Here is a 21,409-nt window from a genome sequence, read left to right on the forward strand (position 1 = left end):
CTGTGGCAAGCCTGCGTAGAGCAACTGGCGCAAGACCTGCCCGAGCAGCAGTTCAACACCTGGATCAAGCCACTCACCGCCCAGGTGGCCGAAGACTTTTCCAAGGTCACCCTTCTGGTGGCCAACCGCTTCAAGCTCGACTGGATCCGCGCGCAGTACGCGGGCCGCATCGCGTCGCTGCTTGAAGGCCTGTACGGCCAGCCCGTCACGCTGGAGTTAGCGCTCGCTCAGCGGGAATCCGTGGCCCGTACTTACGTTCGCCCCGCTGCAGCCGAGCCATCCAACACCCCGCCGCCCGCCGAATCGCCCGCCGCCAGCAGCGACGATGCCTCGGCCGGCGCCTTCCGCAACCGCCTGAACGCGGCCCTCACCTTCGAGACCCTGGTGGAGGGCACGGCCAACCGCATGGCACGCTCCGCGGCGATGCACGTGGCCGGCATGCCGGGCCATCTGTACAACCCGCTGTTCATCTACGGCGGTGTCGGCCTGGGCAAGACCCACCTGGTGCACGCTGTGGGTAACCGCCTGCTGCAGGACAAGCCCGACGCCAAAGTTCTCTACATCCATGCCGAGCAGTTCGTGTCGGATGTGGTTAAGGCCTACCAGCGCCGCACGTTTGATGAGTTCAAGGAGCGTTACCACTCGCTCGACCTGCTGCTCATCGACGATGTGCAGTTCTTCGCCAACAAGGACCGCACGCAGGAAGAATTCTTCAACGCGTTCGAGGCCCTGCTGGCCAAGAAGTCGCACATCGTGATGACGTCGGACACCTACCCCAAGGGCCTGGCCAACATCCACGAACGGCTGGTCTCGCGCTTCGATTCGGGCCTGACGGTGGCCATCGAACCGCCCGAACTCGAAATGCGCGTGGCCATCCTGATCAACAAGGCCCGCGTCGAAGGCACCGAGATGCCCGAGGAAGTCGCCTTCTTCGTCGCCAAGAACGTGCGCTCCAACGTGCGCGAGCTCGAAGGCGCGCTGCGCAAGATCCTGGCGTACTCGCGCTTCAACCAGAAGGAAATCTCCATCCAGCTGGCCCGCGAGGCGCTGCGCGACCTGCTGTCCATCCAGAACCGGCAGATCAGTGTGGAAAACATCCAGAAGACGGTGGCCGACTACTACAAGATCAAAGTCGCCGACATGTACAGCAAGAAGCGCCCGGCCAGCATTGCCCGCCCGCGCCAGATTGCGATGTACCTGGCCAAGGAACTGACGCAAAAGAGCCTTCCGGAGATCGGAGAATTGTTCGGCGGGCGCGACCACACCACCGTGCTGCATGCCGTTCGCAAGATCTCTGGCGAGCGCCAGCAGCTCACCGAGTTGAACCAGCAGCTGCACGTGCTGGAGCAGACGCTGAAAGGCTGATGCCCCATGCGCTGCGCGAGGCCCGCTTTTGTAAGAACTTGTTCATTGGCCCCCCAAGGAAACGAACAGCCGCTTACAGGGCAAAATGACGGATTGGGCAGCAGGGGGGCACCACCCGTGCCGCTGCCGACGCACCGGTTTAGAAAATCCACTAGAGGTTGATGACATGATCGTCCTGAAGGCAACACAAGATAAGGTTCTCGCGGTACTCCAGTCCGTGGCTGGCATCGTCGAGCGCCGGCACACCCTGCCCATCCTGGCCAATGTGCTGATCCGCAAGACGGGCAATGCCCTGCAGCTGACGACCAGCGACCTCGAAATCCAGATCCGCACCACGGCCGAGCTGGGCGGCGACACCGGCGACTTCACCACCACCGTGGGCGCGCGCAAGCTGATCGACATCCTGCGCACCATGCCCAGCGACCAGACCGTGAGCCTGGAGTCGCAGCAGTCCAAACTCATCCTCAAGGGCGGCAAGAGCCGCTTCACGCTGCAAAGCCTGCCGGCCGAAGACTTCCCGCTGGTGCAGGAATCCGCCGCCTTCGGCCCCGCGTTCAGCGTGCCGCAGAAGGTGCTGAAGGATCTGCTGTCCCAGGTGTCGTTCGCGATGGCCGTGCAGGACATCCGCTACTACCTCAACGGCATCCTCTTCGTGGCCGAAGGCAAGCAGCTGTCCCTGGTGGCCACCGACGGCCACCGCCTGGCCTTTGCCAGCGCCACGCTGGACGTCGAAGTGCCCAAGCAGGAAGTCATCCTGCCGCGCAAGACCGTGATCGAACTGCAGCGCCTGCTGTCGGACGCCGGCGGCGAGAACCAGCCCCACATCGAGATGCAGTTCGCCAACAACCAGGCGAAGTTCACCTTCGGCGGCATGGAGTTCGTCACCAAGCTGGTCGAGGGCAAGTTCCCCGACTACAACCGCGTGATCCCCAAGAACCACAAGAACAGCATCACCCTGGGCCGCGCGCCGCTGCTGGCCAGCCTGCAGCGCACCGCCATCATGACCAGCGACAAGTTCAAGGGCGTGCGCCTGAACCTGGAGCCCGGCACCCTGCGCGTGGCGTCCAACAACGCCGAGCAGGAAGAGGCCGTGGACGAGCTCGACATCGACTACGGTGGCGACACCATCGAGATCGGCTTCAACGTGACCTACCTCATCGACGCCTTGGCCAACATGGGCCAGGACATGGTGAAGGTGGAGCTCTCGGACGGCAACAGCTCCGCGCTGATGACCATCCCCGACAACGAAAGCTTCAAGTACGTGGTGATGCCGATGCGCATCTAGCCACCGGCCCCGGCCCGGCATGCCTGTGCGTCCGCATGTGCATGGCCTGAACGGGGCTGCTTCGCTTTTGCTACTGTAATGATAGCTGCTACCGCAGGATAGACAAGCGGTAGAGTGCTATTAGACCCCTATTGAACACATTGGACGCCGACCCCGGCCTCCACGGATCCCAAGGCCCACCATGACCGCAGACAACATCCCTTCCGAGCCCGAAGACACCGGCGTCTCCGGCCATGTTGAGCCCACCCTCGCCAAGATCGACACCAACCAGGCAGGGGCCAGCGAAAGCTACGGCGAAGGCGCCATCACCATCCTGGAAGGCCTGGAGGCCGTGCGCAAGCGCCCCGGCATGTACATCGGCGACACGTCCGACGGCACCGGCCTGCACCACCTGGTGTTCGAGGTGGTGGACAACTCCATCGACGAGGCCCTGGCCGGCCATTGCGATGACATCGTGGTGACGATCCACAGCGACAACTCCATCAGCGTCACCGACAACGGCCGCGGCATCCCCACCGGCGTGAAGATGGACGACAAGCACGAGCCCAAGCGCAGTGCCGCCGAGATCGCGCTGACCGAACTGCACGCCGGCGGCAAGTTCAATCAGAACAGCTACAAGGTGTCGGGCGGCCTGCACGGCGTGGGCGTGAGCTGCGTGAACGCGCTCAGCAAAATGCTGCGCCTGACCGTGCGCCGCGAAGGCAAGGTCCATGTGCTGGAGTTCAGCAAGGGCTTTGTGCAGAACCGCATCGTCGAGACCGTGAACGGTGTGGAAGTCTCACCCATGCAGGTGCTGGACGACACCGACAAGCGCGGCACCGAAGTGCACTTCTTGCCCGACACCGAGATCTTCAAAGAGAACAACGACTTCCACTACGAGATCCTGGCCAAGCGCCTGCGCGAACTCTCGTTTTTGAACAACGGCGTGCGCATCCGCTTGAAGGACGAGCGCAGCGGCAAGGAAGACGACTTCTCGGGCGCCGGTGGCGTGCGCGGCTTTGTCGAGTTCATCAACAAGGGCAAGACGGTGCTGCACCCCACCTCGTTCTACGCGGCAGGCGAGCGCCCCGCCGAGACGTATGGCGGCATCCCTGGCACGCACATCGGCGTGGAAGTGGCCATGCAGTGGAACAGCGCGTACAGCGAGCAAGTGCTCTGCTTTACCAACAACATCCCCCAGCGTGACGGCGGCACCCACCTGACCGGCCTGCGCGCCGCGATGACCCGCGTCATCAACAAGTACATCGAAGAAAACGAATTCGCCAAGAAGGCCAAGGTCGAAGTGACCGGCGACGACATGCGCGAAGGGCTGTGCTGCGTGCTGAGCGTGAAGGTGCCCGAGCCCAAGTTCAGCAGCCAGACCAAGGACAAGCTGGTATCGAGCGAAGTGCGCGCCCCCGTGGAAGACATCGTGGGCAAGCTGCTGACCGACTACCTGCAGGAAAAGCCCAACGACGCCAAGATCATCTGCGGCAAGATCGTCGAGGCCGCCCGCGCCCGCGAAGCCGCCCGCAAAGCCCGCGAAATGACCCGCCGCAAGGGCGTGCTCGACGGCATGGGCCTGCCCGGCAAACTGGCCGACTGCCAGGAAAAAGACCCCGCCCTGTGCGAGATCTACATCGTCGAGGGTGACTCCGCCGGCGGCTCCGCCAAGCAAGGCCGCGACCGCAAGTTCCAGGCCATCCTGCCCCTGCGCGGCAAGATCCTGAATGTGGAAAAAGCCCGCTACGAAAAGCTGCTGACCAGCAACGAAATCCTGACGCTGATCACCGCCCTGGGCACCGGCATCGGCAAGGCCGGCGGCACCACCGGGGGCGACGACTTCGACGTGGCCAAGCTGCGCTACCACCGCATCATCATCATGACCGACGCCGACGTCGACGGCGCCCACATCCGCACCCTGCTGCTGACTTTCTTCTACCGCCAGATGCCCGAGCTGGTCGAGCGCGGCCACATCTACATTGCGCAGCCACCGCTGTACAAGGTCAAGGCCGGCAAGGAAGAGCTGTACCTGAAGGATGGCCCCGCACTCGACGGCTTCTTGCTGCGCATCGCGCTGAACCACGCCAGCGTGAGCACCGGCGGCGCCAACCCGCAAGTGCTGGCCGGCGAAACTTTGGCCGAACTGGCGCGCAAGCACCAGGTCGCTGAAAGCGTGATCCACCGCCTGTCCAACTTCATGGACGCCGAAGCCCTGCGCGCCGTGGCCGACGGCGTGAGCCTGAAGCTCGACACAGTGGCCGACGCCGAAGCCAGCGCCGTGGCCCTGCAGGTCAAACTGCGCGAGCTGAACGCCACCGGCACCCCCGCCGAAGTGGCCGGCGAATTCGACGTGCGCACCGACAAACCCATCCTGCGCATCAGCCGCCGCCACCACGGCAACGTCAAGAGCAGCGTCATCACGCAAGACTTCGTGCACGGCGCCGACTACGCCGCCCTGGCCGAAGCCGCCGAAACCTTCCGCGGCCTGCTGGGCGAGGGCGCCAAGGCCCTGCGCGGCGAAGGCGAGAAGCAAAAGGAAGAAAAGGTCGGCGACTTCCGCCAAGCCATGAAGTGGCTCATCACTGAAGCCGAACGCACCACCAGCCGCCAGCGCTACAAGGGCCTGGGGGAGATGAACCCTGAGCAGCTGTGGGAAACGACGATGGACCCGAACGTGCGGCGCCTGCTGCGCGTGCAGATCGATGATGCGATCGAGGCGGACCGCGTGTTCACGATGCTGATGGGGGATGAGGTGGAGCCGCGGCGGGATTTCATTGAGACGAATGCGCTGCGGGCGGGGAATATTGACGTTTGACACCTGTAGAGCGCCCCATAAGGCGCGAAATTGAGCCCCATAAGCTGCGAAAGCTATGGGGCTCACACATTTGATCGACAACGTAAAGAGCAGTGCGCTCCTTAAAAAACTGCAAAAACTAGTTGCAACACAATTTCGTAGCGTGCTACACTTCATTTCATCGACATGGAGGTGAACGCCGTGGGCTACAGCAACGAAGGTTATCAAGCGAGCACTCGTCGCGTATCGCGGGTCTCGCGGCACGCTGAGAAGCGAGCGCAGCAACGCTGCATCGACAAAACGTCTCTCCCGCTGGTGCTTGCGTACGGGCAGCGAGAGTTCGACGGACAGGGCGGAATCCGCTATTTGATGACGGCGGACTCCATCGCGTCCCTCCGGCGGGCTGTTGGGCACACCCAGCGCGTCGATGCGCTGGCTGGCGTGTACGCCGTCGTCAGCGCTGAGGACAGCACCCTCATCACCGTCGGTCATCGCTTCGGTTGACGTCAGGAGTTCCATACATGACTCGAACCGAATCGCCGGCGTCTCTCGCGTACTTGCGGCTGGTGGACCTGGCCCGCAAAGACATGTTCGGGGAAGTCTGGCTATTTGCCCTGGCCTGGTTGGCTGCTGGTCGGATGGCAGTCGCCCGCAACATGAGCGTGGACCAACTGGCTGAGGTCGATGCCTGGAAGGCCTTGGTCGACGCAGGCTTCCCGGCGGAAGCGGCGGACCGGGCCGTCCCCCAGCGGACCTCCACGTCCGTTGCGGACATGGGGCGTCGTGCTGCGGCAACGAGCGTCGTTGCGGAACTGCATCGCGAACTCGGAAACCTGCGCTGGGACGTTGTGCCCTGCTTCCTTGATGGAGGCGCACGCCAAGCCGAAGGCTTGGTGGTCCCTGAGCTCACGGCACTGCTGTTCGACCTGGTGGGTGAGCCGGACGGCAGCGAACTTTGGATTCCGTTCGACCTTCGCGGCCAGTTGACCGTTGAAGCCCTGCGTCGTGGATGGCGAGTCCTGGCCGCCTCACCGCTCTCGGTTTGGTCACTTCCCGCCCAGCTACTGTTGACCATCGAAGTGGGTCATCCCGAGCATCCCAAGGTTCGCCGCGAAGTAGAGCGAGACGGCATGGGGCGCCCCATCAGCAGTGCTGACTACGCCTTGGTCATGCCGCCGTTTGGTATCCAGGTAAAGGACAGCAGCATGTCCCTGTGGGACACCACCGGAGGCAAAGGACTCGAGCAATTCGCCCGCAGCGAGTCCTGGGCCATCCACGAGTTCGTGAACCGGACTAAAAAGCGCGCCGTATTCGTCTCCGGGCAAGGCGTGCTCTTTGCCAAAGGTCAGGAGCAACGTCTACGGGAGTACCTCGTGCACCGTGGAGGCGAGTGCAATGAAGTCGAGGCTGTCATCTCCTTGCCGCCCGGCGTGTTCGGTGCCGCGGCCATTGCCGGAGCGGTGCTCATCGTCAATCCAGGCGGTCACACCGACGACGTCTACATGGTCGACCTCGGCAGCGGCCGTAGGTCTTTGCAAGAGGCCGGAGACATCGTCACAGCGGGGCGCGACATCGCACTGGGTAAGGTGCCTACAGACAAGGCGCGCTCCGTGACTCGCGACGAAATTGCGGCCAGTGAATACAGCCTGGCACCGTCCCGATACCTACGCCGTGTCGCAGACCTCGGAGCCAATGCAGTGGCCCTGGGCGAAATCTGCACCGCATTGCGTCCTCCGGCAACCTCCAAGGACCCGAGTCCGTTCGAGATGGCTGAAGTCGGTCAGCAGGACCTGAACCAGTGGTCCGCCATCAGCCACGAGCTTACAAAGGCAACCTACCTGAAAGCGCACCCGAAAGCCGGTACCTTGGTTCAGCCGGGAGACATCGTCTTCTCCATCAAGGGGACGGTTGGCAAGGCAGCCCTGATGGGGAGCGCAGCGCAAGCGAAGCCGACCGTGGTCTCCCAGAGCTGCCTGGCACTTAGGCCTCTGACAGATCGGGTCATGCCGCAGTACCTTCTCATGTACCTGCGGTCACCCCATGGGCAAGCCCAGTTAGAAGGGTTGCAAGTCGGTGCAGGCGTGCAACACATCAGTCCAAGCACTTTGCTGGCCATGCAGGTTCCAGTACCGCCCCTCAATGAGCAACGCGCTGCGTGCCCGGACTACGACCGGCTCTGCGAGCTCGAAGATCAAGTTGCCCGGCTTCAAGGCGAAATCGCTGACCTGACCCGTCATCGCTGGCCCGTTGACGTGCAGTAAGCGGCGGCCTCTGAAAGACACACGACGAACAAACCGACATGGCAAAACAACTCACACTCGACACCCTCGAATCCTGGCTCTGGGAGTCCGCCAACATTCTGCGCGGCTCCATCGACTCGTCGGACTTCAAGAACTACATCTTCGGCCTCCTGTTCCTCAAGCGCTTCAACGACGTGTTCGAGGAGCGCGTCCGGCAGCTAGAGCAGGAAGAAAAGCTCAGCGAGAAGGAAGCGGCCGTGGAGGTGCAGGCCAAGTGGGGCATCTTCCCGCCCGATGCGCGCTGGCCCAGCCTGATCGCGCGCACCGAGAACATCGGTGAGGCGCTGGACAAGGCCTTCGCGGACATCGAGGCCAACAACACCGAGCTGCAGCATGTGCTGACGGCCACGCAGTACGGCGACAAGCGCGTGCTGTCCGACGCCACGCTGCAGCGCCTGCTGCGCCATTTCAACCAGTACCGCCTGGGCAATGCCAACCTCTACAAGGCCGACATGCTGGGTGATGCCTACGAGTACCTCATCAAGCAGTTCGCCGACGATGCCGGCAAGAAGGGGGGCGAGTTCTACACGCCCAAGGCCGTGGTGCAGCTGGTGGTGGAGCTCATCGACCCGCAGCCCGGCCACAGCGTGTACGACCCCACCTGCGGCAGCGGCGGCATGCTGGTGGAAAGCGCCCACCACATCGCAAGGCTGCCCGGCGGCACGCTGATGGGCGACCGACCCAACGCCCTGCTCTACGGCCAGGAGAAGAACCTGGGCACCTGGGCCATTGCCAAGCTCAACCTCTACTTGCACAACATGCGGGCCGAGATTGAGCGCGGCGACACCCTGGTGGAGCCCAAGCACCTGGACGGCGGCTACTTGAAGACTTTCGACCGCGTCATCGCCAACCCACCCTTCTCTGCCAAGGCCTGGTGGACGCCGCTGGAGCTGGAAGCCGAAGCCACACAAGACAGCGAAGGCGGCGCAGGCAGCAACAAGAAGCCCAAGACCCCCAGCTACAAGACCGTCAGCGACCCCTTCGGTCGCTTCAGCTACGGCGTGCCGCCGCGCGGCTATGCCGACCTGGCTTTTGCCCAGCACATGCTGGCCAGCCTGAAGGCCGACGGCCGCTTAGGCATCATCCTGCCGCACGGCGTGCTGTTCCGCAGCGGCGAGGAGGGCAAGATTCGCGAGGGCCTGCTCTTCGGCACCGATGCCGCCAGCGGTGGCCAGCCGGGCGACCTGATAGAGGCCATCGTCGGCCTGCCGCCCGCGCTGTTCTACAACACCGGCATCCCGGCCTGCGTGCTGGTGCTGAACAAGCGCAAGCCCGCCGCGCTGCAGGGCAAGGTCATCATCATCGACGCCAGCCGAGAGTTCCTTGAAGGCAAGGCCCAGAACAGCCTGCGCCCTTCGGACATCGAACACATCGCCCGCACGCACAAGGCTGCCTTCGAGCAGCAAATCGAGGTGGAGAACTACTGCCGCGTGGTCTCGCTGGACGAGATTCGCGGCAATGACGGCAACCTCAACATTGCGCGGTACATCGAAAACGGGGAGACCGAGGAGACCGTCGATGTGGCGGCTACCTTGGTGCAGTTGCAAGCATTGGCCGAGGAAGAGGCGCAGATTGATGCGCGGCTGAACGGGTATTTGGCGGAACTGGGGCTGGCGGAGGGCGTTGAATGATGAATTCAGGCATTCCCGGCAACAGGGAAACGGACGCCGGTTGGATACCGGAGGACTGGACCCCGCTGTCGCTTGGAACTATCGCGTCCGCCAGGAAAAGCAAGGCTGTAGCGCAGCACGGAGTTCGCTGCATAGAACTTGAGCACATTGAACCAGAGACAGGTCGTCTACTGGGATGGGACAGCAGCGGCGCGCAGGCCAGCATCAAGACTGCGTTCAAGCAGGGCGATGTGCTCTTCGGGAAGCTACGGCCGTACCTTCGCAAGTACGCCGTTGCTCCGTTCGACGGAATCTGCACCACGGAGGTACTGGCGATTCACCCAAAGGATGACCTTACCGACAGGACCTTCCTGTTCCAGTTGATGCAAGGCGATGGCGTCTTTTCAACCGTTGAGGCGCTGTCGTACGGCACCAAGATGCCGCGTGTGAGTTGGTCCGACTTGGCAGATATCGTGGTCGGTGTCCCACCGCTACCTGAGCAACGGCATATCGCCGCCATCCTGACAGCCGTGGACGACAAGCTGGACGTGATTTCGCGCCAGATTGAAGCCACCCAAACCCTCAAGCAGGGCCTGATGCAGACGCTGTTCAGCCGTGGCACCAGTAGTCAGGCCGCCGTGGACTGGCCTACCGTTGAACTGCATACGGTGGCCCTAGTGCGGACAGGCGTGGCGAAGGGGAAGAAGGGGCTGAAAGAGCCGGTGGAACTGCCATACCTTCGCGTGGCGAACGTACAGGCGAGGCACATCGACCTTAGCGAGGTGAAGACGATTGAAGTCGAGGCCAGCCACGTGCAGCGCTATGCGCTTCAGGCCGGCGATGTCCTCATGACCGAGGGCGGCGACTTCGATAAGCTGGGCCGCGGAGACGTGTGGCTCGGCCAGATTGAGCCGTGTCTTCATCAGAACCACGTTTTCGCAGTGAGACCCGATCCCACGAAGTTGAACTCGCACTACTTGGCGGAATATGCAGCCAGCGAGCAGGGCCGCAAGTATTTCCTGGCGTGCGCGAAGCGGACCACCAACCTGGCGAGCATCAACTCATCCCAGTTGAAGGCGTTCCCCATCCCGCTGCCTCCCCTGAAAACACAGGTGGAGATTGCAGCGGTTGCGGCATCGGTCAACGCGAAGATCGAACTGCTTGAGGCAAAGCAGCGCGAGCAAGAGAAGCTCAAACGCGGCCTAATGCAAAAGCTCCTGACCGGCGAGTGGCGCATGCAGATCGACGCTGAAATGGCTGCCTGATCCACCATGGACGCTGCCGCCTCGCCAGCCCCCGACAGCACCCGCCTGGCCGAACTGCAGCGCGCGGCGCAGCTCAAGCTGGGAGGCTGCCTATTGCGTTTGCAGCAGTACGAGCGTCTGCTGAAGGCTATGGTGGCGAGCACCGATCTGGCGGGCGAGCCGGGCCAGCTGCAGGCCTTGCGCGACGCCCGGGTGGCGAGCGTCAACAAGACCACGCTGGGCGGACTGGTGACTCTGTTCACGGGCGGCTATCTGCGTGCAGAGGACGAGCCCGCCTCGGCGCAGGAGCGCGACGACACGGCCTCCGGCGACAGGCTCTGGTTCAGCTTCCAGCAGCGCATGGAGATAAGCGCCGAGCGCCTGGAGGCCATCACGGCCGAGCTGAAGGAACTGGTGGAGTTGCGCAACGAGCTGGTGCATCACCTGCTGGAGCGCTTTGACCTGGGCCAGCTCGACCGCAGCGAGGCCGCCGTGGCCTACTTGGACGACAGTCGGGCGACCATCGACCGGCACTACCAGACGCTGTGCAGCTGGGCCAAGGGGATGGACAACGTCAGAGCCTCGGCGGCATCCTTCATGCAGAGCGATGCCTTCAAAGACTTCCTCATCAACGGCATCGCGCCGGATGGTCAGGTGGGCTGGCTTGCTAGTGGAATCGTACGTGGCCTGCGTGCTGCGGAGCAGGCGCTGGCACCCACGGGCAGCCAGGGACACTGGGTCGAGTTGAACGCAGCCATCACCTGGATCGCCAAGCAGCACCCGGGCCAAAACCCCAAGCGCTACGGCTGCAGCAGCTGGCGGCAGGTGCTGCATGAGAGCCGCGAGTTCGAGGTCATGAAGAAGCCGGCCCCGGCGCCCAACACAAGCGCTGGCACGACAACGACAACCGGCTCGGTGGTTTGCTACCGTAGCCGCAGGGAGGATCAAACATGAACAAAAGGCTGACCGCCTTGGCCCGTGGAGCGCACGCATGAGCCAGGCCCCCGAGAAAACCGGCGTGGAAACGCCGGCCCTGGATTGGCTGGTGCGGCTGGGCTACACCCACTTGCCCGGCGCGGCGGTGAAGGTGGAGCACCGCCATCTGGCCCCGGTGCTGGAAGACGTGCTGCGCCCGCGGCTTCTGGCGCTGAACCCCTGGCTGGCCGAGGCGCCCGGCGGCGTGGATGCGGCGCTGATCGAGCTGCGCAAGCGCGCCAACGACGAGCTGCTGGCGGCCAACCAAGCGGTGTGGCAGCAGGTGCTGCACCGCTCGGACATCCAGGTGAAAGACCTGGCGGGGCAGCCGCGCAGCGTGCGCTTTCTGGATGCCACCGACGCCAGCTACAACGACTTCCATGTGGTGGACCAGTATGTGGGCCGCAACGCGGATGGCGAGCTGTTCCGCCCCGACCTGCTGCTGTTCGTCAACGGCCTGCCGCTGGGCATCATCGAGTGCAAGGCTAGCCACCACCGGCTGGACGAGGCGTTGGCCCAGCTGGACGGCTACCAGCGCAGCTTTTCGGCACAGTTCGTGTTCAACCAGGTGTGCGTGGGGCTGAACCGCCGCCAGGGCCTGTACGGCGCCATCCTCACCAAGCCGGCCTTCTACGCACGCTACCGGCTTGAAGCGCCTGAGCTGGCCGAGGTGGTGGAGCTTCTTGGCAGCGAGCCTGCGGAGCAGGAGCAACTGCTGTGGGCGCTGTTCGAGCCCAGCCGCTTCCTGGAGCTGGTGGCGCACTTTGTGCTGTTCGAGACGCGCGACGGCAAGACGGTGAAGAAGCTGCCTCGCTACCAGCAGTGGCGCGCCGTGCGCAAGACGGTGCGGCGGCTGACCGGCGCGACGCCGCTGGGCGGCGTGATCTGGCACACGCAGGGCAGCGGCAAGTCGTTGACCATGGCGCTGCTCGCCCGCCTGCTGCGCGCGGACAGCACCGGCCTGGCCAACCCCACGGTGCTGGTGCTGACCGACCGGCGGGACCTGGACAAGCAAATCTTCGACACCTTTCACGCCGTGGGCATCCGGGCCATCCCGGCGGTGTCGGTGGCCGGGCTGGTGAGGATGCTGGGCAATGACTACGGCAGCGTGTTCACGAGCACGGTGCAGAAGTTCCAGGAGGGTGACGAGCCCTCCGCCCAGGCCGAGGACGGCGCTGATGGCGAGACCGATGACTCGGACGAGGTCTTGCAGGCCACCCGGCACCGACGCGTGCGCGTGGGCAAAGACTTCTTCATGGTGGAGGAGCGCAATGAGCACTTCGGCCAGCATGACGCCGATGGTGTGCTCCTCGACGCAAAGTGGGTGGAACTGAAGCGCGAGAAGATCAGCTTCCGCGTGCTGAGCGCCAAGCCCAACTTCTATGTGCTGGTGGACGAGGCGCACCGCAGCCAGTACGACTTTCTGGCCGCCTTCATGCGCGCCAGCCTGCCCAATGCCAAGTTCATCGCCTTCACCGGCACACCGCTGCTGAACGACGACAAGCACACGCTGGCCGAGTTCGGGGGCGAGACCTACATCGACGAGTACCGCCTGCACGAGGCGGTGGCCGACGGCGCCACGCTGCCCATCAAGTACCAGGACGCCTGGGTCAGGCTGGCTGCCGATGCCAGGCTGGACGAAGCCTTCAACGAACAGTTCGCCCAGGCGCCTGAGGCGCACCAGCTGGCCCTGAAGAAGGCGCTCCTGGCCCGCTGGCGACATGCCGGTGACCGCATGGAGCAGGTGGCGGCGCACTTGGTGGAGCACTTTGTCAGCCACGTCCAGGCCAAGGGCCTGAAGGCCATGCTGGTGTGCAACGGCCGCGACATGGCCGTGCGCTACAAGGACCTTCTGGACGAGCTGATGGCCCAGCGCGCCGCGCAGAGCCTGCCGACCTTCCAGAGCCAGGTGGTCGTTTCCCTGGCTGGGGTCACTGGCACGCGGACGGGCGCTACGGTCGAGGAAGAGGCGGCCGAGTACAAGCTGCCAGTCACCAAGGTGCAGAGCATCGAGGAGCGTATCCGCGATGAGCTGAAGGCCGGCAAGCGGCCGGTGGCCCTGCCAGCCGAGCAGATCAGCCAGTTCGTCAGCAAGCTGTTCCCGCTGTCCTATGGCGACGAGAGCAAGGGCCAGGATGGCCAGCCACATGCGAACAACGTGGGGCTCATCATCGTGTCCGACATGCTGCTGACCGGCTGGGATGCGCCCATCGTGAGCACCATGTACCTGGACAAGCCGCTCAAGGAGCACACGCTGCTGCAGGCGATTGCGCGGGTGAACCGCACGCTGCCGGGCAAGAACGCGGGCTACATCGTGGACTACCACGGTGTGGTGGAGCACCTGGACCAGGCGCTAAAGCTGTACGGCGGCGAGGTGCAGCCGGCGCAGGTGTGGCAGGGCGTGGAGACCGAGCTGCCCAAGCTGCAGAGCACGCAGGAGCGGCTGCTGAAGCTGCTGCCCAAGCAGCACGACCCGGTCAGCGAGCGCGAGGCCTACAAGGACGATGCCGAGCGTTTCCTGGACCCGGCGAGCCGGCTGGATGCGGTGGAGGACTTCCTGACGCTGGCCAAGCAGTTCAACCGCAGCATCGACATCATCCTGCCCGATGTGCGGGGCCTGCCCTTCAAGCCCTACTTCACGCTGTTCGCCGAAATCCGGCTGATGCTGCGCGACAAGCTGCCGGACGCCACCTACCGCGAGCGCATCACGAAGCTGGAGTCCGCCCTGCTGCAGCGGCTGTTGGACGAGTACATCGCTGCCAGTCCGGCCAAAAGCCTGCTGGGGCGCGAGGTGTCCATCCTGGATGCCAGCGACATGGCGCGACTCAAGCAGATGGCCAGTCCGGGCAGCCAGGCGCTGGTGATGAAGAACCAACTCAAGCACACCATCGTCACCGGCCGCGATAAAGACCCGGCCTTCTTCGACAAGTTGGCCGAGGAACTGGAGAAGCTGCTGGAGGAAGAGAAAGCTGGCCGCATCAGCCAGTCGCAGTTCCTGGAACAACTCGAGCTGTTCGGTCAACGCGTGACGGGCAAGGACAAGACGGGCTTCGAGACGCCAGCGCACTCAGCGGTGTACCGCTACCTGGCCAACTTACTGGGCGAGGACACGGCGCGCGCGGCAACGACAAAGCTCTTCGAAGACCCATCGCTGAGGCAGACGCTGGCGGCCAGCAACTGGAAGCAGATGCTGGACCTGCTCCCCGAGATGCGCGACCTGCTGCGCAAGCTGCTGATGCCGCTGGCCGGCTGGGAGCGCGGAGTGGCGCGTGAGCACGCGGCCCGCATCCTTGACATCCTGCTGAGGAACTGAGCCATGCCCCGCCTGCAATACGGTCAGACGACCATTGAGTGGCGCTTCAAGGCCGATGCCACGCTCAAGCGGCACTACGTGACCGTGGAGCGTGGCCGGCCGGTACTACTACGCGGGCCGGCGGTAGGGCTCGAAGAGCAGGAGGCACTGGTGCGGCATCGCGCCCGATGGATTCGCGAGAAGCGGGTTCTGGTCGAGGCGCCGGCCGCAGACGAACAGATCGTCACCGGCAGCCGGCTGCGCTACTGCGGGCGCACCTACTTCACCGAGGTACGGCATGCGCCGAAGCTGGCGCATGCCACGCTGCATTTCACTGCATCACGCTTTGTTATCGAAAACCCGACGGGGCGCACCATCGGGACTGAAGCCTTGGCACCTCTACTATCCGCGTTTTACCGAGACCGCGCGCACGAAAAGCTGCTGGCGCGGGTTCGGCATTGGGAACGGCAGTCCGGTCTGCAGGCTCGGGGGGCCCGCATCAGGACCTTTCAAAGCCGCTGGGCCAGTTGCAGTGCCCACAACGTTCTGGAATTCCATCCTCGCGTTATGGAACTTCCTGCCAGCGTTCAAGACTATGTGGTGATTCACGAACTCTGCCACACGGTAGAAAAAAGTCACACGCGGGCGTTTTGGGCGTTGGTGGCCAAGCAAATACCTGACTGGAAGCGCCAGCACGAAGTACTAGAGCGGGCTGCCTTTGGCGACATGATTTAGCTCAATGGCACGAGCGCTCACTCACTACTCCGGCTAACGCGGCATCGCTTACTTCTCCTTTGTTCTCTTCACAACGCTTTGTAGTAGTCACGGATCTTTGAAGCCATGAGTACGCGCCTCTGGGCCAAGAACTCGGGAAAGTTCGATGCCGTCATCGTCAGAGCGGACGTAGGTACGCAGTTTGCTCGCAGGTTCTCGAGCAGTTCCTCCTGCTGGTCAATGCCACCCAGTGTCATTGGTTGCCCTTGGCACTGAGCTTGCGCATCCGCGAAGTAAAGATGGGGCGATCTGCTGCCAATCTTGATGTTGATCGCGTCTTGCGTATACGCATAGTTGGCGATCTGGTTGTAGTCACCACGACCTTTCCCGTTCGCCTTGAGCAACTGTCTTGGAAAGATGTGATGCACGTCTCCTAAATTGCTGACCAGCTCGCGTACTGTGACATCGCGAGAAAGCAATCCCTTGTCATTAGCTTTGATTTGTGCAGCAACAAACACCCAAAAAAGTGGGTGATTGGTGGAGGCGACATCGAGCGCCTGCACCAATCCGAACTGCCAGAACGCGTCCGAAAGCTCAGCTTGCTCAATTCGAGCGAGGACATCTGCAAAATCCGGCTCATTGATCAATCGAATGTCTCGCTCAAACTGAGTTTCAGCAGCGCCAGAGAATCTGCTCGTCAGAATGGACAACACAAACCAGCGCCGGACCAATCGTTCAATCTTTGACTCATCGACTCCACGCGCACGAAGTCCCAGATAAAGCGCGTATGCAAAGTTCAGTGCGTTCTGCGACCGCACCATGTTGTTCACGATGAAACCCGCTGATTTGATGATGATGACAAATCGCTGGAAGTGGGTTTCGTTGATGTAACGCCGCACCCCGTTGGCCAGTTTTGCAAAGGACTCTTCTGCGATGCTCTCTTCAAATTGCTTCGTGGCGAAGTTACGACCCGAAAGCAAGCTCACCAGATCAGCTAGTTTGCCCCGACCAAATTCGGTACCGAATGTGACACGTAACACGTCCGTGTAGCTTGGGTCATACAGGGTGTCGTTGTCGTTGCGCAGCCAGCTGATTTTTTGGAAGAAGTCACTTGCGGCGAACTCTGGGTCACGCTCCTTCAGCTGATCATGGAAGCCAGGCTCCATTGCCATGTGGCAAAAATAGTCAATGGCTTTTCGAAGCTCTGGACCTCCGAACCTTGTGTCAGCCGCGATCTTGGACATGGCAAAGTCCGCTTGCGAAAGCACGGTGCCTTTTGAGTTGATGCGAATGAAGATCTCAGTCACTGTCTCTATGTCGAGATCGTGATCCAGCTCGATTAGGCCGATCTGCTTTTTAGCGATGTCGGTGAGCGCACTCAATGCCTTCTCGATCAATTCTTCATCTACGCTAGGGTTGGCTTGGTAGTACTCACGGATGGCCTTGAGAAGACTGATCTTGCCACTCACAATGGGAGCTATGTCAGCGATCCAGGAAGCATCGCGCTCAATGGCTGTATTCGATACTTCGAACACTTCCTTCAATGGGTGAAACGCTATTCGAATGTTGACTTTGCGGTAGTCCTTGTTGATGACCTGCTGCCCCAGCACTGCGGCTGTGAGTGCCGTTACGCGCTGTTGGCCGTCGATAAGGATCATCTTCCCCAGCGCCATGCGTCCGTCTTTCAACTTCACATCGGGATTGCGCCATGCGATCAGATAGCCAACTGGATAGCCCTTGTAGAGACTGTCCATAAGGTCACGAACCTGAGACCCGTCCCAAACAAAGGGGCGCTGGATCTCGGGAATGGCGATCTCGCCTTCTCGCACTTTGGCAAGAACACTTTCGATCATGTATTGGTTAACCGCATAACGCTGAACGCCCATTTGTTCCCTCACTCATTGACTAAAAGTTACATGTGAAGTGTAGAGGGCATGTACAACAACCCAGCGCAGAAAATGACCAGTTGTGTGACGCTGACCCACAGCCCTTTACCTCCCCAGACATGACCAGCACCGACGACACCGACGCCCCCTCCCCCGGCTGGGACGCCATCTCCGCCCGCCTGGACAAGCTTTACCACGGCCAGGAGCCCAAGCACTTTGGCACGCTGGTCTCGCACATGCTGGGCGGGCCGGACCCGCTGGATGGCATCAGTGCGTGGCGGCGCACGGACCCGGTGCCGCACTGGCACTTTGTGACTTATGGGCTGAGCGAGCTGTATGCCAAGGAGTCCGATGACCCGGAAGTGAGCGGCTATGGCTTCGAGCTGACCTTTCGGCTGGCCATGGAGCCCAGCGAGTTGTCCGATGCCAATGCCGAGCCGCCGGCCTGGGCGCTGAATTTTTTGCAGAATCTGGCGCGCTATGTGTTCCAGAGCGGCAATGTGTTTCGCGATGGGCATTGGATGACGGCCAACGGCCCGATTGCGCTGGAGCGGGCCACGCAGATCTGCTCCATGGGCTTTGTGACCGACCCGAAGCTGGCCGAGCCGCTGGCCACGCCCAATGGGTCGGTGGAGTTCTTGCAGGTGGTGGGCCTGACGGTGGAGGAGGAGCGCGCGGCCAAGCAGTGGCGCACGCGCAACCTGCTGGAGGTGGTGCTGCCGCACATGCCGCTGTGGGTGACGGACCTGGGCCGCGCGTCGTTACTGGCCCACCCGGCGGTGAAGCAGCAGGTGGCCGAGGGCTTGAGGCGCGATGGGTCTGCCAGCGGGGTCCTTTTCACCGATGTGCTGGGCCTCAAGCAAGTGAAGCGGCTGCTGCGCAAGCCGATCACGCAGGTCACGGTGGGCGCTCGCCAGGTAGACGAGTTGGTGACCCTGCTGCCGCTGCGCCTGCCGTTTGGCCGCCCGCTGCGCGTGGCGGGGCATGAGTGGCAGTTGGTGCTGGAGCCTGCTGGCGCCTACGGCAACAATGCGGTGGAGTGGCAGGGCGAGGGCGACCATGTCGTGGTAATGCGCCTGACCGATGCCACCGTGCAGCAACTGGCGCAGACGCTGCGGCCGCATCAGGGCAGCTATGTAATGCCGCTGCTGCCGCAGGTGGAGTGGGTGGTGGAAAAAACGACGATCAAGGATTCGGCCGGCAAGGTGGTCGATGTCATCGGCTGATTAAATGCCGGCTTGTAATGCGGGCAGCGGTGTGGCCGCTGCTGAGGCACCACACATCCCGCTAACCGCAAGCGTGTGCCGCTCTCTTATTCTTGCTTCGTCTGCTTCCAAATCCGATCCGCCCGTTCCCAAGCCGCCTTGGCTGCAGGCTCCGCATCCTTCCAGTTCAAACGGCTGCTCTCGCGTTCAGTGTCCCAGCGCGTCTGCAGATGGTCGCGGGCGTCGTTCCAGTCGCGGTGGCGTCCGTCGATCACGCTCTGATATCCATGGCGGTACGCAGGGGCGTAGTCGTCGTAGGTAAAGGCATCCGAGTAGTACGGCTCCCGGCCATACGCGTCGCGCCAGTAGGCGTCTTCATCCGTGGGGTTGACGGCTTCGGCCGCGCCCTTGCCGGCCAGGCCGCCCACGACGGCACCGACCACGGCACCCACTGCCGCGCCGATGGGGCCGCCGATGGAGCCAGCGGCTGCGCCCGTGACGGCGCCGCCTGCGGCACCGATGCCCGTGCCGATGGGATGGGCGCCGGGTTCTTTGGTGATGGGGTCCAGGTTCATGTCGCGGGTGGGGTCTTGGGGATGGGTCATGGTGGTCTCCTGTTGGTAGATGTGCATACGTCCAGAACTCCATGTTCCACAGCAATGCGCCACGCTGGCGTAGGCCAAGCGCCACAGGCGGCGACAGGTTTGGAGACCGTGGCGCGGATAGTCGCTGCACCCAGCGCGGGCGGGTGACCGCGATGGCTGCGTGGGGCCAGCCGCCCAGGCACAATTGCAGCCCCATGCGTTCCCCCATTGCCATCGTCGACGTTGACCGTCTGGACACCTGGACCCGCTACCGCGCGGGCCTGTGCGATACCTGTGCGGCCAACTGCTGCACGATGCCGCTGGAGGTGCAACTGCCAGACCTGGTGCGGCTGGAGCTGGTGGACCCTTTCGAGGCCGAGCATGAAGAGCTGCGGCACATTGCCAAGCGGCTTCAGAAGGCGCGGCTGATCGACCACTTCAACCACAAGAACGCGGTGTTCACGATGGCGCGGCGGGCCAGTGGGGACTGCAATTTTCTGGACCCGGCCACACGGCGGTGCACGGTATACGACAAGCGGCCCGAGACGTGCCGCCTGCACCCGCAGACGAAGAGCCCCAAGCCGGGGTACTGCGCCTACGGGGCGCGGGACTTGAAGCGCAAGGGCTGGTGAGAGCGCTGGGCCTGGCCTGCATGCGGGCTGTTGGCCCGCACAGGCAGCAGGTGGGCCGATGTTGCGACAAGGCTTGCAGGCATGCCTACGCCACAGCCCCGCTGGCTACACGGTATCGCGCTGCACAAACCCTGACACAGGCTCCGAAGGGGCAGGCACGCTGCGCGCCTCCACCGCATCCACCCGCGCCTGCGGCGGCCCGTGGTGGGCCCACTCGATGAGGGACTGCACAGCGTCTGCAGGGCCGGTGGCCAGGGCTTCGACGCTGCCGTCGCGGCGGTTGCGCACCCAGCCTTGCAGGCCGCGTTGCTGGGCAGCCTGCACCAGGGACCAGCGGTAGCCCACGCCCTGCACGTGGCCGCGGATGAAGAGGTGCTGGGTGACGTCGGCGTGAGGATGGTCGCTGTGGGGTTGCATGGGCGGCACTGTACCGCCAGCCGGGCGCGGTAGGCCACAGACAGGCCTGGCGTGTCGGTGCTCGACCCGGGCGGTGCAGCGCGGTAAGCTGTGGCGCAGCCGTGGACTCTGCCCCGCCTCTGCACACCCTGCACACCCTGCACACCCTGCACACCCTGCACACCCTACGCGCCTTGTACACAGGCCCAGGCCCCCAACCACGCCCTGAATGCCCCACCGCATGACCCCACCCCGCAAAGCCCTGCCCGCCATCGACACCGACCGCTGCACGGGCTGCGGCTGGTGCGTGGCGGTGTGTGCGCCGCATGTGCTGTCGCTGCAGGTGCAGGGCGATGCCAGCTGGGGGCCCAAGCGGTCTGCGCTGCACGATGCGGCGGGCTGCACCGGGTGCGCGCTGTGCGCCGTGCGCTGCCCGTTCGATGCGATCCGCATGGTGCGCACGGGTGCTGCGCCTGGCGTGCACAACGGTTGACAGGGGCAGAGAACGAAGCGGTTTTGTCCCACAGCCGGGGCACTGTGCCTGTGGTGTGATTCAGGGCCCCGGGTTTTGGCCCGGCCGTTCACCCACCACCACTGCATGCACCATGCACAAGGAGCCACGCCATGTCTGAAAAGAAAGCCAGCGTTCACTGGGAGGGCGCCGGCAAGGCCGGCCAAGGCCAGATCAGCACCGAAACCGGCGCGCTGAACAAGTACCCCTACGGCTTTGCCAGCCGCTTCGGCGACGACCGCAAGGGCACCAACCCCGAAGAGATCGTGGGCGCGGCGCATGCGGCCTGTTTCACCATGGCGTTTTCATTCGCTGCCGACAAGGCAGGCATTGCCACCGAAACCGTGGACACCACGGCCAGCGTGCGCCTGTCCAAGGATGGCGACGGCTTCGTCATCGACCGCATTGCGCTCACGCTGACGGCCAAGGTGCCGGGCCTGGACGATGCGGCGTTTCAAAAGCTGGCGGCCGACGCCAAGGCCAACTGCCCGCTGTCCAAGGCCCTGGCTTCGGTGCCAGAGATCACGCTGACCGCCAAGCTGGTGGAATAACGGCGCCGGGCGGGGGAGGGTGCAGCGCGGTCTGCACACCAGCCCCGGCCCGCGACATGCATCCGACGCCCAGGCGGTGATCG

Annotated in this window: 16 protein-coding genes and 1 pseudogene; 14 read left to right on the plus strand and 3 right to left on the minus strand. The window is 63.4% G+C overall.

From position 1 onward, the window contains the following. From dnaA to ACSQ3N_RS00050, 10 genes are all read left to right on the plus strand, one after another. A partial coding sequence (gene dnaA / locus ACSQ3N_RS00005) for a chromosomal replication initiator protein DnaA (protein ID WP_436145289.1) occupies window positions 1-1,365 on the plus strand: 1,365 nt, incomplete at its 5' end. Window positions 1,366-1,531: 166 nt separating this feature from the next. Then, window positions 1,532-2,650 carry a DNA polymerase III subunit beta gene (dnaN, locus tag ACSQ3N_RS00010; RefSeq protein ID WP_056171502.1) on the plus strand — a complete coding sequence of 373 codons (1,119 nt, stop codon included), beginning with the start codon at window positions 1,532-1,534 and terminating at the stop codon, window positions 2,648-2,650. Window positions 2,651-2,831: 181 nt separating this feature from the next. Further along, complete coding sequence (gene gyrB / locus ACSQ3N_RS00015) at window positions 2,832-5,447, plus strand: DNA topoisomerase (ATP-hydrolyzing) subunit B (protein WP_436145290.1); 2,616 nt, start codon at window positions 2,832-2,834, stop codon at window positions 5,445-5,447. Between the two features lie 165 nt (window positions 5,448-5,612). Continuing rightward, complete coding sequence (locus ACSQ3N_RS00020; protein WP_436145291.1) at window positions 5,613-5,930, plus strand: hypothetical protein; 318 nt, start codon at window positions 5,613-5,615, stop codon at window positions 5,928-5,930. A 17-nt stretch (window positions 5,931-5,947) separates the two neighbouring features. Continuing rightward, a complete protein-coding gene (locus ACSQ3N_RS00025) occupies window positions 5,948-7,687 on the plus strand; it encodes an N-6 DNA methylase (RefSeq protein ID WP_436145292.1) in 1,740 nt (579 codons plus the stop codon). 38 nt (window positions 7,688-7,725) lie between these two features. Then, window positions 7,726-9,357 (plus strand): N-6 DNA methylase, encoded by a 1,632-nt coding sequence (locus ACSQ3N_RS00030; RefSeq protein WP_436145293.1) that lies wholly within the window; start codon window positions 7,726-7,728, stop codon window positions 9,355-9,357. Next, on the plus strand, window positions 9,357-10,601 hold the full coding sequence (locus ACSQ3N_RS00035) for a restriction endonuclease subunit S (RefSeq protein WP_436145294.1): 1,245 nt from the start codon (window positions 9,357-9,359) through the stop codon (window positions 10,599-10,601). Before ACSQ3N_RS00030 ends, ACSQ3N_RS00035 begins: the two co-directional genes overlap by 1 nt. 6 nt (window positions 10,602-10,607) lie before the next feature. Beyond that, window positions 10,608-11,534 (plus strand): OST-HTH/LOTUS domain-containing protein, encoded by a 927-nt coding sequence (locus tag ACSQ3N_RS00040; RefSeq protein ID WP_436145295.1) that lies wholly within the window; start codon window positions 10,608-10,610, stop codon window positions 11,532-11,534. Between the two features lie 37 nt (window positions 11,535-11,571). Next, a complete protein-coding gene (locus ACSQ3N_RS00045) occupies window positions 11,572-14,868 on the plus strand; it encodes a type I restriction endonuclease subunit R (protein ID WP_436145296.1) in 3,297 nt (1,098 codons plus the stop codon). A 3-nt stretch (window positions 14,869-14,871) separates the two neighbouring features. Next, a complete protein-coding gene (locus tag ACSQ3N_RS00050) occupies window positions 14,872-15,582 on the plus strand; it encodes a M48 family metallopeptidase (RefSeq protein ID WP_436145297.1) in 711 nt (236 codons plus the stop codon). Between the two features lie 68 nt (window positions 15,583-15,650). On the opposite strand, the gene ACSQ3N_RS00055 is transcribed toward ACSQ3N_RS00050, so the two are convergent. Then, window positions 15,651-17,447: a GmrSD restriction endonuclease domain-containing protein gene (locus ACSQ3N_RS00055; protein WP_436145298.1), complete on the minus strand. Its 1,797-nt coding sequence runs from the start codon at window positions 17,445-17,447 to the stop codon at window positions 15,651-15,653. A 119-nt stretch (window positions 17,448-17,566) separates the two neighbouring features. On the opposite strand from ACSQ3N_RS00055, the gene ACSQ3N_RS00060 reads away from it, so the two are divergent. Then, window positions 17,567-18,673 (plus strand): suppressor of fused domain protein, encoded by a 1,107-nt coding sequence (locus ACSQ3N_RS00060; protein ID WP_436145299.1) that lies wholly within the window; start codon window positions 17,567-17,569, stop codon window positions 18,671-18,673. A gap of 262 nt (window positions 18,674-18,935) precedes the next feature. Here ACSQ3N_RS00060 and ACSQ3N_RS00065 read toward each other — a convergent pair. Further along, a pseudogene (locus ACSQ3N_RS00065) lies at window positions 18,936-19,257 on the minus strand (hypothetical protein); the annotation flags it as partial. A gap of 194 nt (window positions 19,258-19,451) precedes the next feature. On the opposite strand from ACSQ3N_RS00065, the gene ACSQ3N_RS00070 reads away from it, so the two are divergent. Then, window positions 19,452-19,868, plus strand: coding sequence for a YkgJ family cysteine cluster protein (locus tag ACSQ3N_RS00070; RefSeq protein ID WP_056171517.1), 417 nt, complete (start codon window positions 19,452-19,454; stop codon window positions 19,866-19,868). Between the two features lie 105 nt (window positions 19,869-19,973). Here ACSQ3N_RS00070 and ACSQ3N_RS00075 read toward each other — a convergent pair whose 3' ends face one another. Further along, window positions 19,974-20,285: an acylphosphatase gene (locus ACSQ3N_RS00075; protein WP_056171755.1), complete on the minus strand. Its 312-nt coding sequence runs from the start codon at window positions 20,283-20,285 to the stop codon at window positions 19,974-19,976. Between the two features lie 220 nt (window positions 20,286-20,505). Between ACSQ3N_RS00075 and ACSQ3N_RS00080 the strand changes: the two genes are divergently transcribed. Continuing rightward, window positions 20,506-20,757, plus strand: coding sequence for an ATP-binding protein (locus ACSQ3N_RS00080; protein ID WP_056171757.1), 252 nt, complete (start codon window positions 20,506-20,508; stop codon window positions 20,755-20,757). Between the two features lie 131 nt (window positions 20,758-20,888). Further along, a complete protein-coding gene (locus ACSQ3N_RS00085) occupies window positions 20,889-21,326 on the plus strand; it encodes an OsmC family protein (protein ID WP_056171519.1) in 438 nt (145 codons plus the stop codon). Window positions 21,327-21,409 lie beyond the last annotated feature (83 nt).

It is taken from the genome of Acidovorax sp. LjRoot194, from assembly GCF_964253015.1.
Classification (GTDB): Bacteria; Pseudomonadota; Gammaproteobacteria; order Burkholderiales; family Burkholderiaceae_C; genus Acidovorax.

What these genes read in the sequence shown, in the direction of transcription:
- dnaN (WP_056171502.1), top strand. Translation starts at nt 1,532, where the DNA reads ATGATCGTCCTGAAGGCAACACAAGATAAGGTTCTCGCGGTACTCCAG.
- gyrB (WP_436145290.1), top strand. Translation starts at nt 2,832, where the DNA reads ATGACCGCAGACAACATCCCTTCCGAGCCCGAAGACACCGGCGTCTCC.
- ACSQ3N_RS00020 (WP_436145291.1), top strand. Translation starts at nt 5,613, where the DNA reads ATGGAGGTGAACGCCGTGGGCTACAGCAACGAAGGTTATCAAGCGAGC.
- ACSQ3N_RS00025 (WP_436145292.1), top strand. Translation starts at nt 5,948, where the DNA reads ATGACTCGAACCGAATCGCCGGCGTCTCTCGCGTACTTGCGGCTGGTG.
- ACSQ3N_RS00030 (WP_436145293.1), top strand. Translation starts at nt 7,726, where the DNA reads ATGGCAAAACAACTCACACTCGACACCCTCGAATCCTGGCTCTGGGAG.
- ACSQ3N_RS00035 (WP_436145294.1), top strand. Translation starts at nt 9,357, where the DNA reads ATGAATTCAGGCATTCCCGGCAACAGGGAAACGGACGCCGGTTGGATA.
- ACSQ3N_RS00040 (WP_436145295.1), top strand. Translation starts at nt 10,608, where the DNA reads ATGGACGCTGCCGCCTCGCCAGCCCCCGACAGCACCCGCCTGGCCGAA.
- ACSQ3N_RS00045 (WP_436145296.1), top strand. Translation starts at nt 11,572, where the DNA reads ATGAGCCAGGCCCCCGAGAAAACCGGCGTGGAAACGCCGGCCCTGGAT.
- ACSQ3N_RS00050 (WP_436145297.1), top strand. Translation starts at nt 14,872, where the DNA reads ATGCCCCGCCTGCAATACGGTCAGACGACCATTGAGTGGCGCTTCAAG.
- ACSQ3N_RS00055 (WP_436145298.1), bottom strand. Translation starts at nt 17,447, where the DNA reads ATGGGCGTTCAGCGTTATGCGGTTAACCAATACATGATCGAAAGTGTT.
- ACSQ3N_RS00060 (WP_436145299.1), top strand. Translation starts at nt 17,567, where the DNA reads ATGACCAGCACCGACGACACCGACGCCCCCTCCCCCGGCTGGGACGCC.
- ACSQ3N_RS00070 (WP_056171517.1), top strand. Translation starts at nt 19,452, where the DNA reads ATGCGTTCCCCCATTGCCATCGTCGACGTTGACCGTCTGGACACCTGG.
- ACSQ3N_RS00075 (WP_056171755.1), bottom strand. Translation starts at nt 20,285, where the DNA reads ATGCAACCCCACAGCGACCATCCTCACGCCGACGTCACCCAGCACCTC.
- ACSQ3N_RS00080 (WP_056171757.1), top strand. Translation starts at nt 20,506, where the DNA reads ATGACCCCACCCCGCAAAGCCCTGCCCGCCATCGACACCGACCGCTGC.
- ACSQ3N_RS00085 (WP_056171519.1), top strand. Translation starts at nt 20,889, where the DNA reads ATGTCTGAAAAGAAAGCCAGCGTTCACTGGGAGGGCGCCGGCAAGGCC.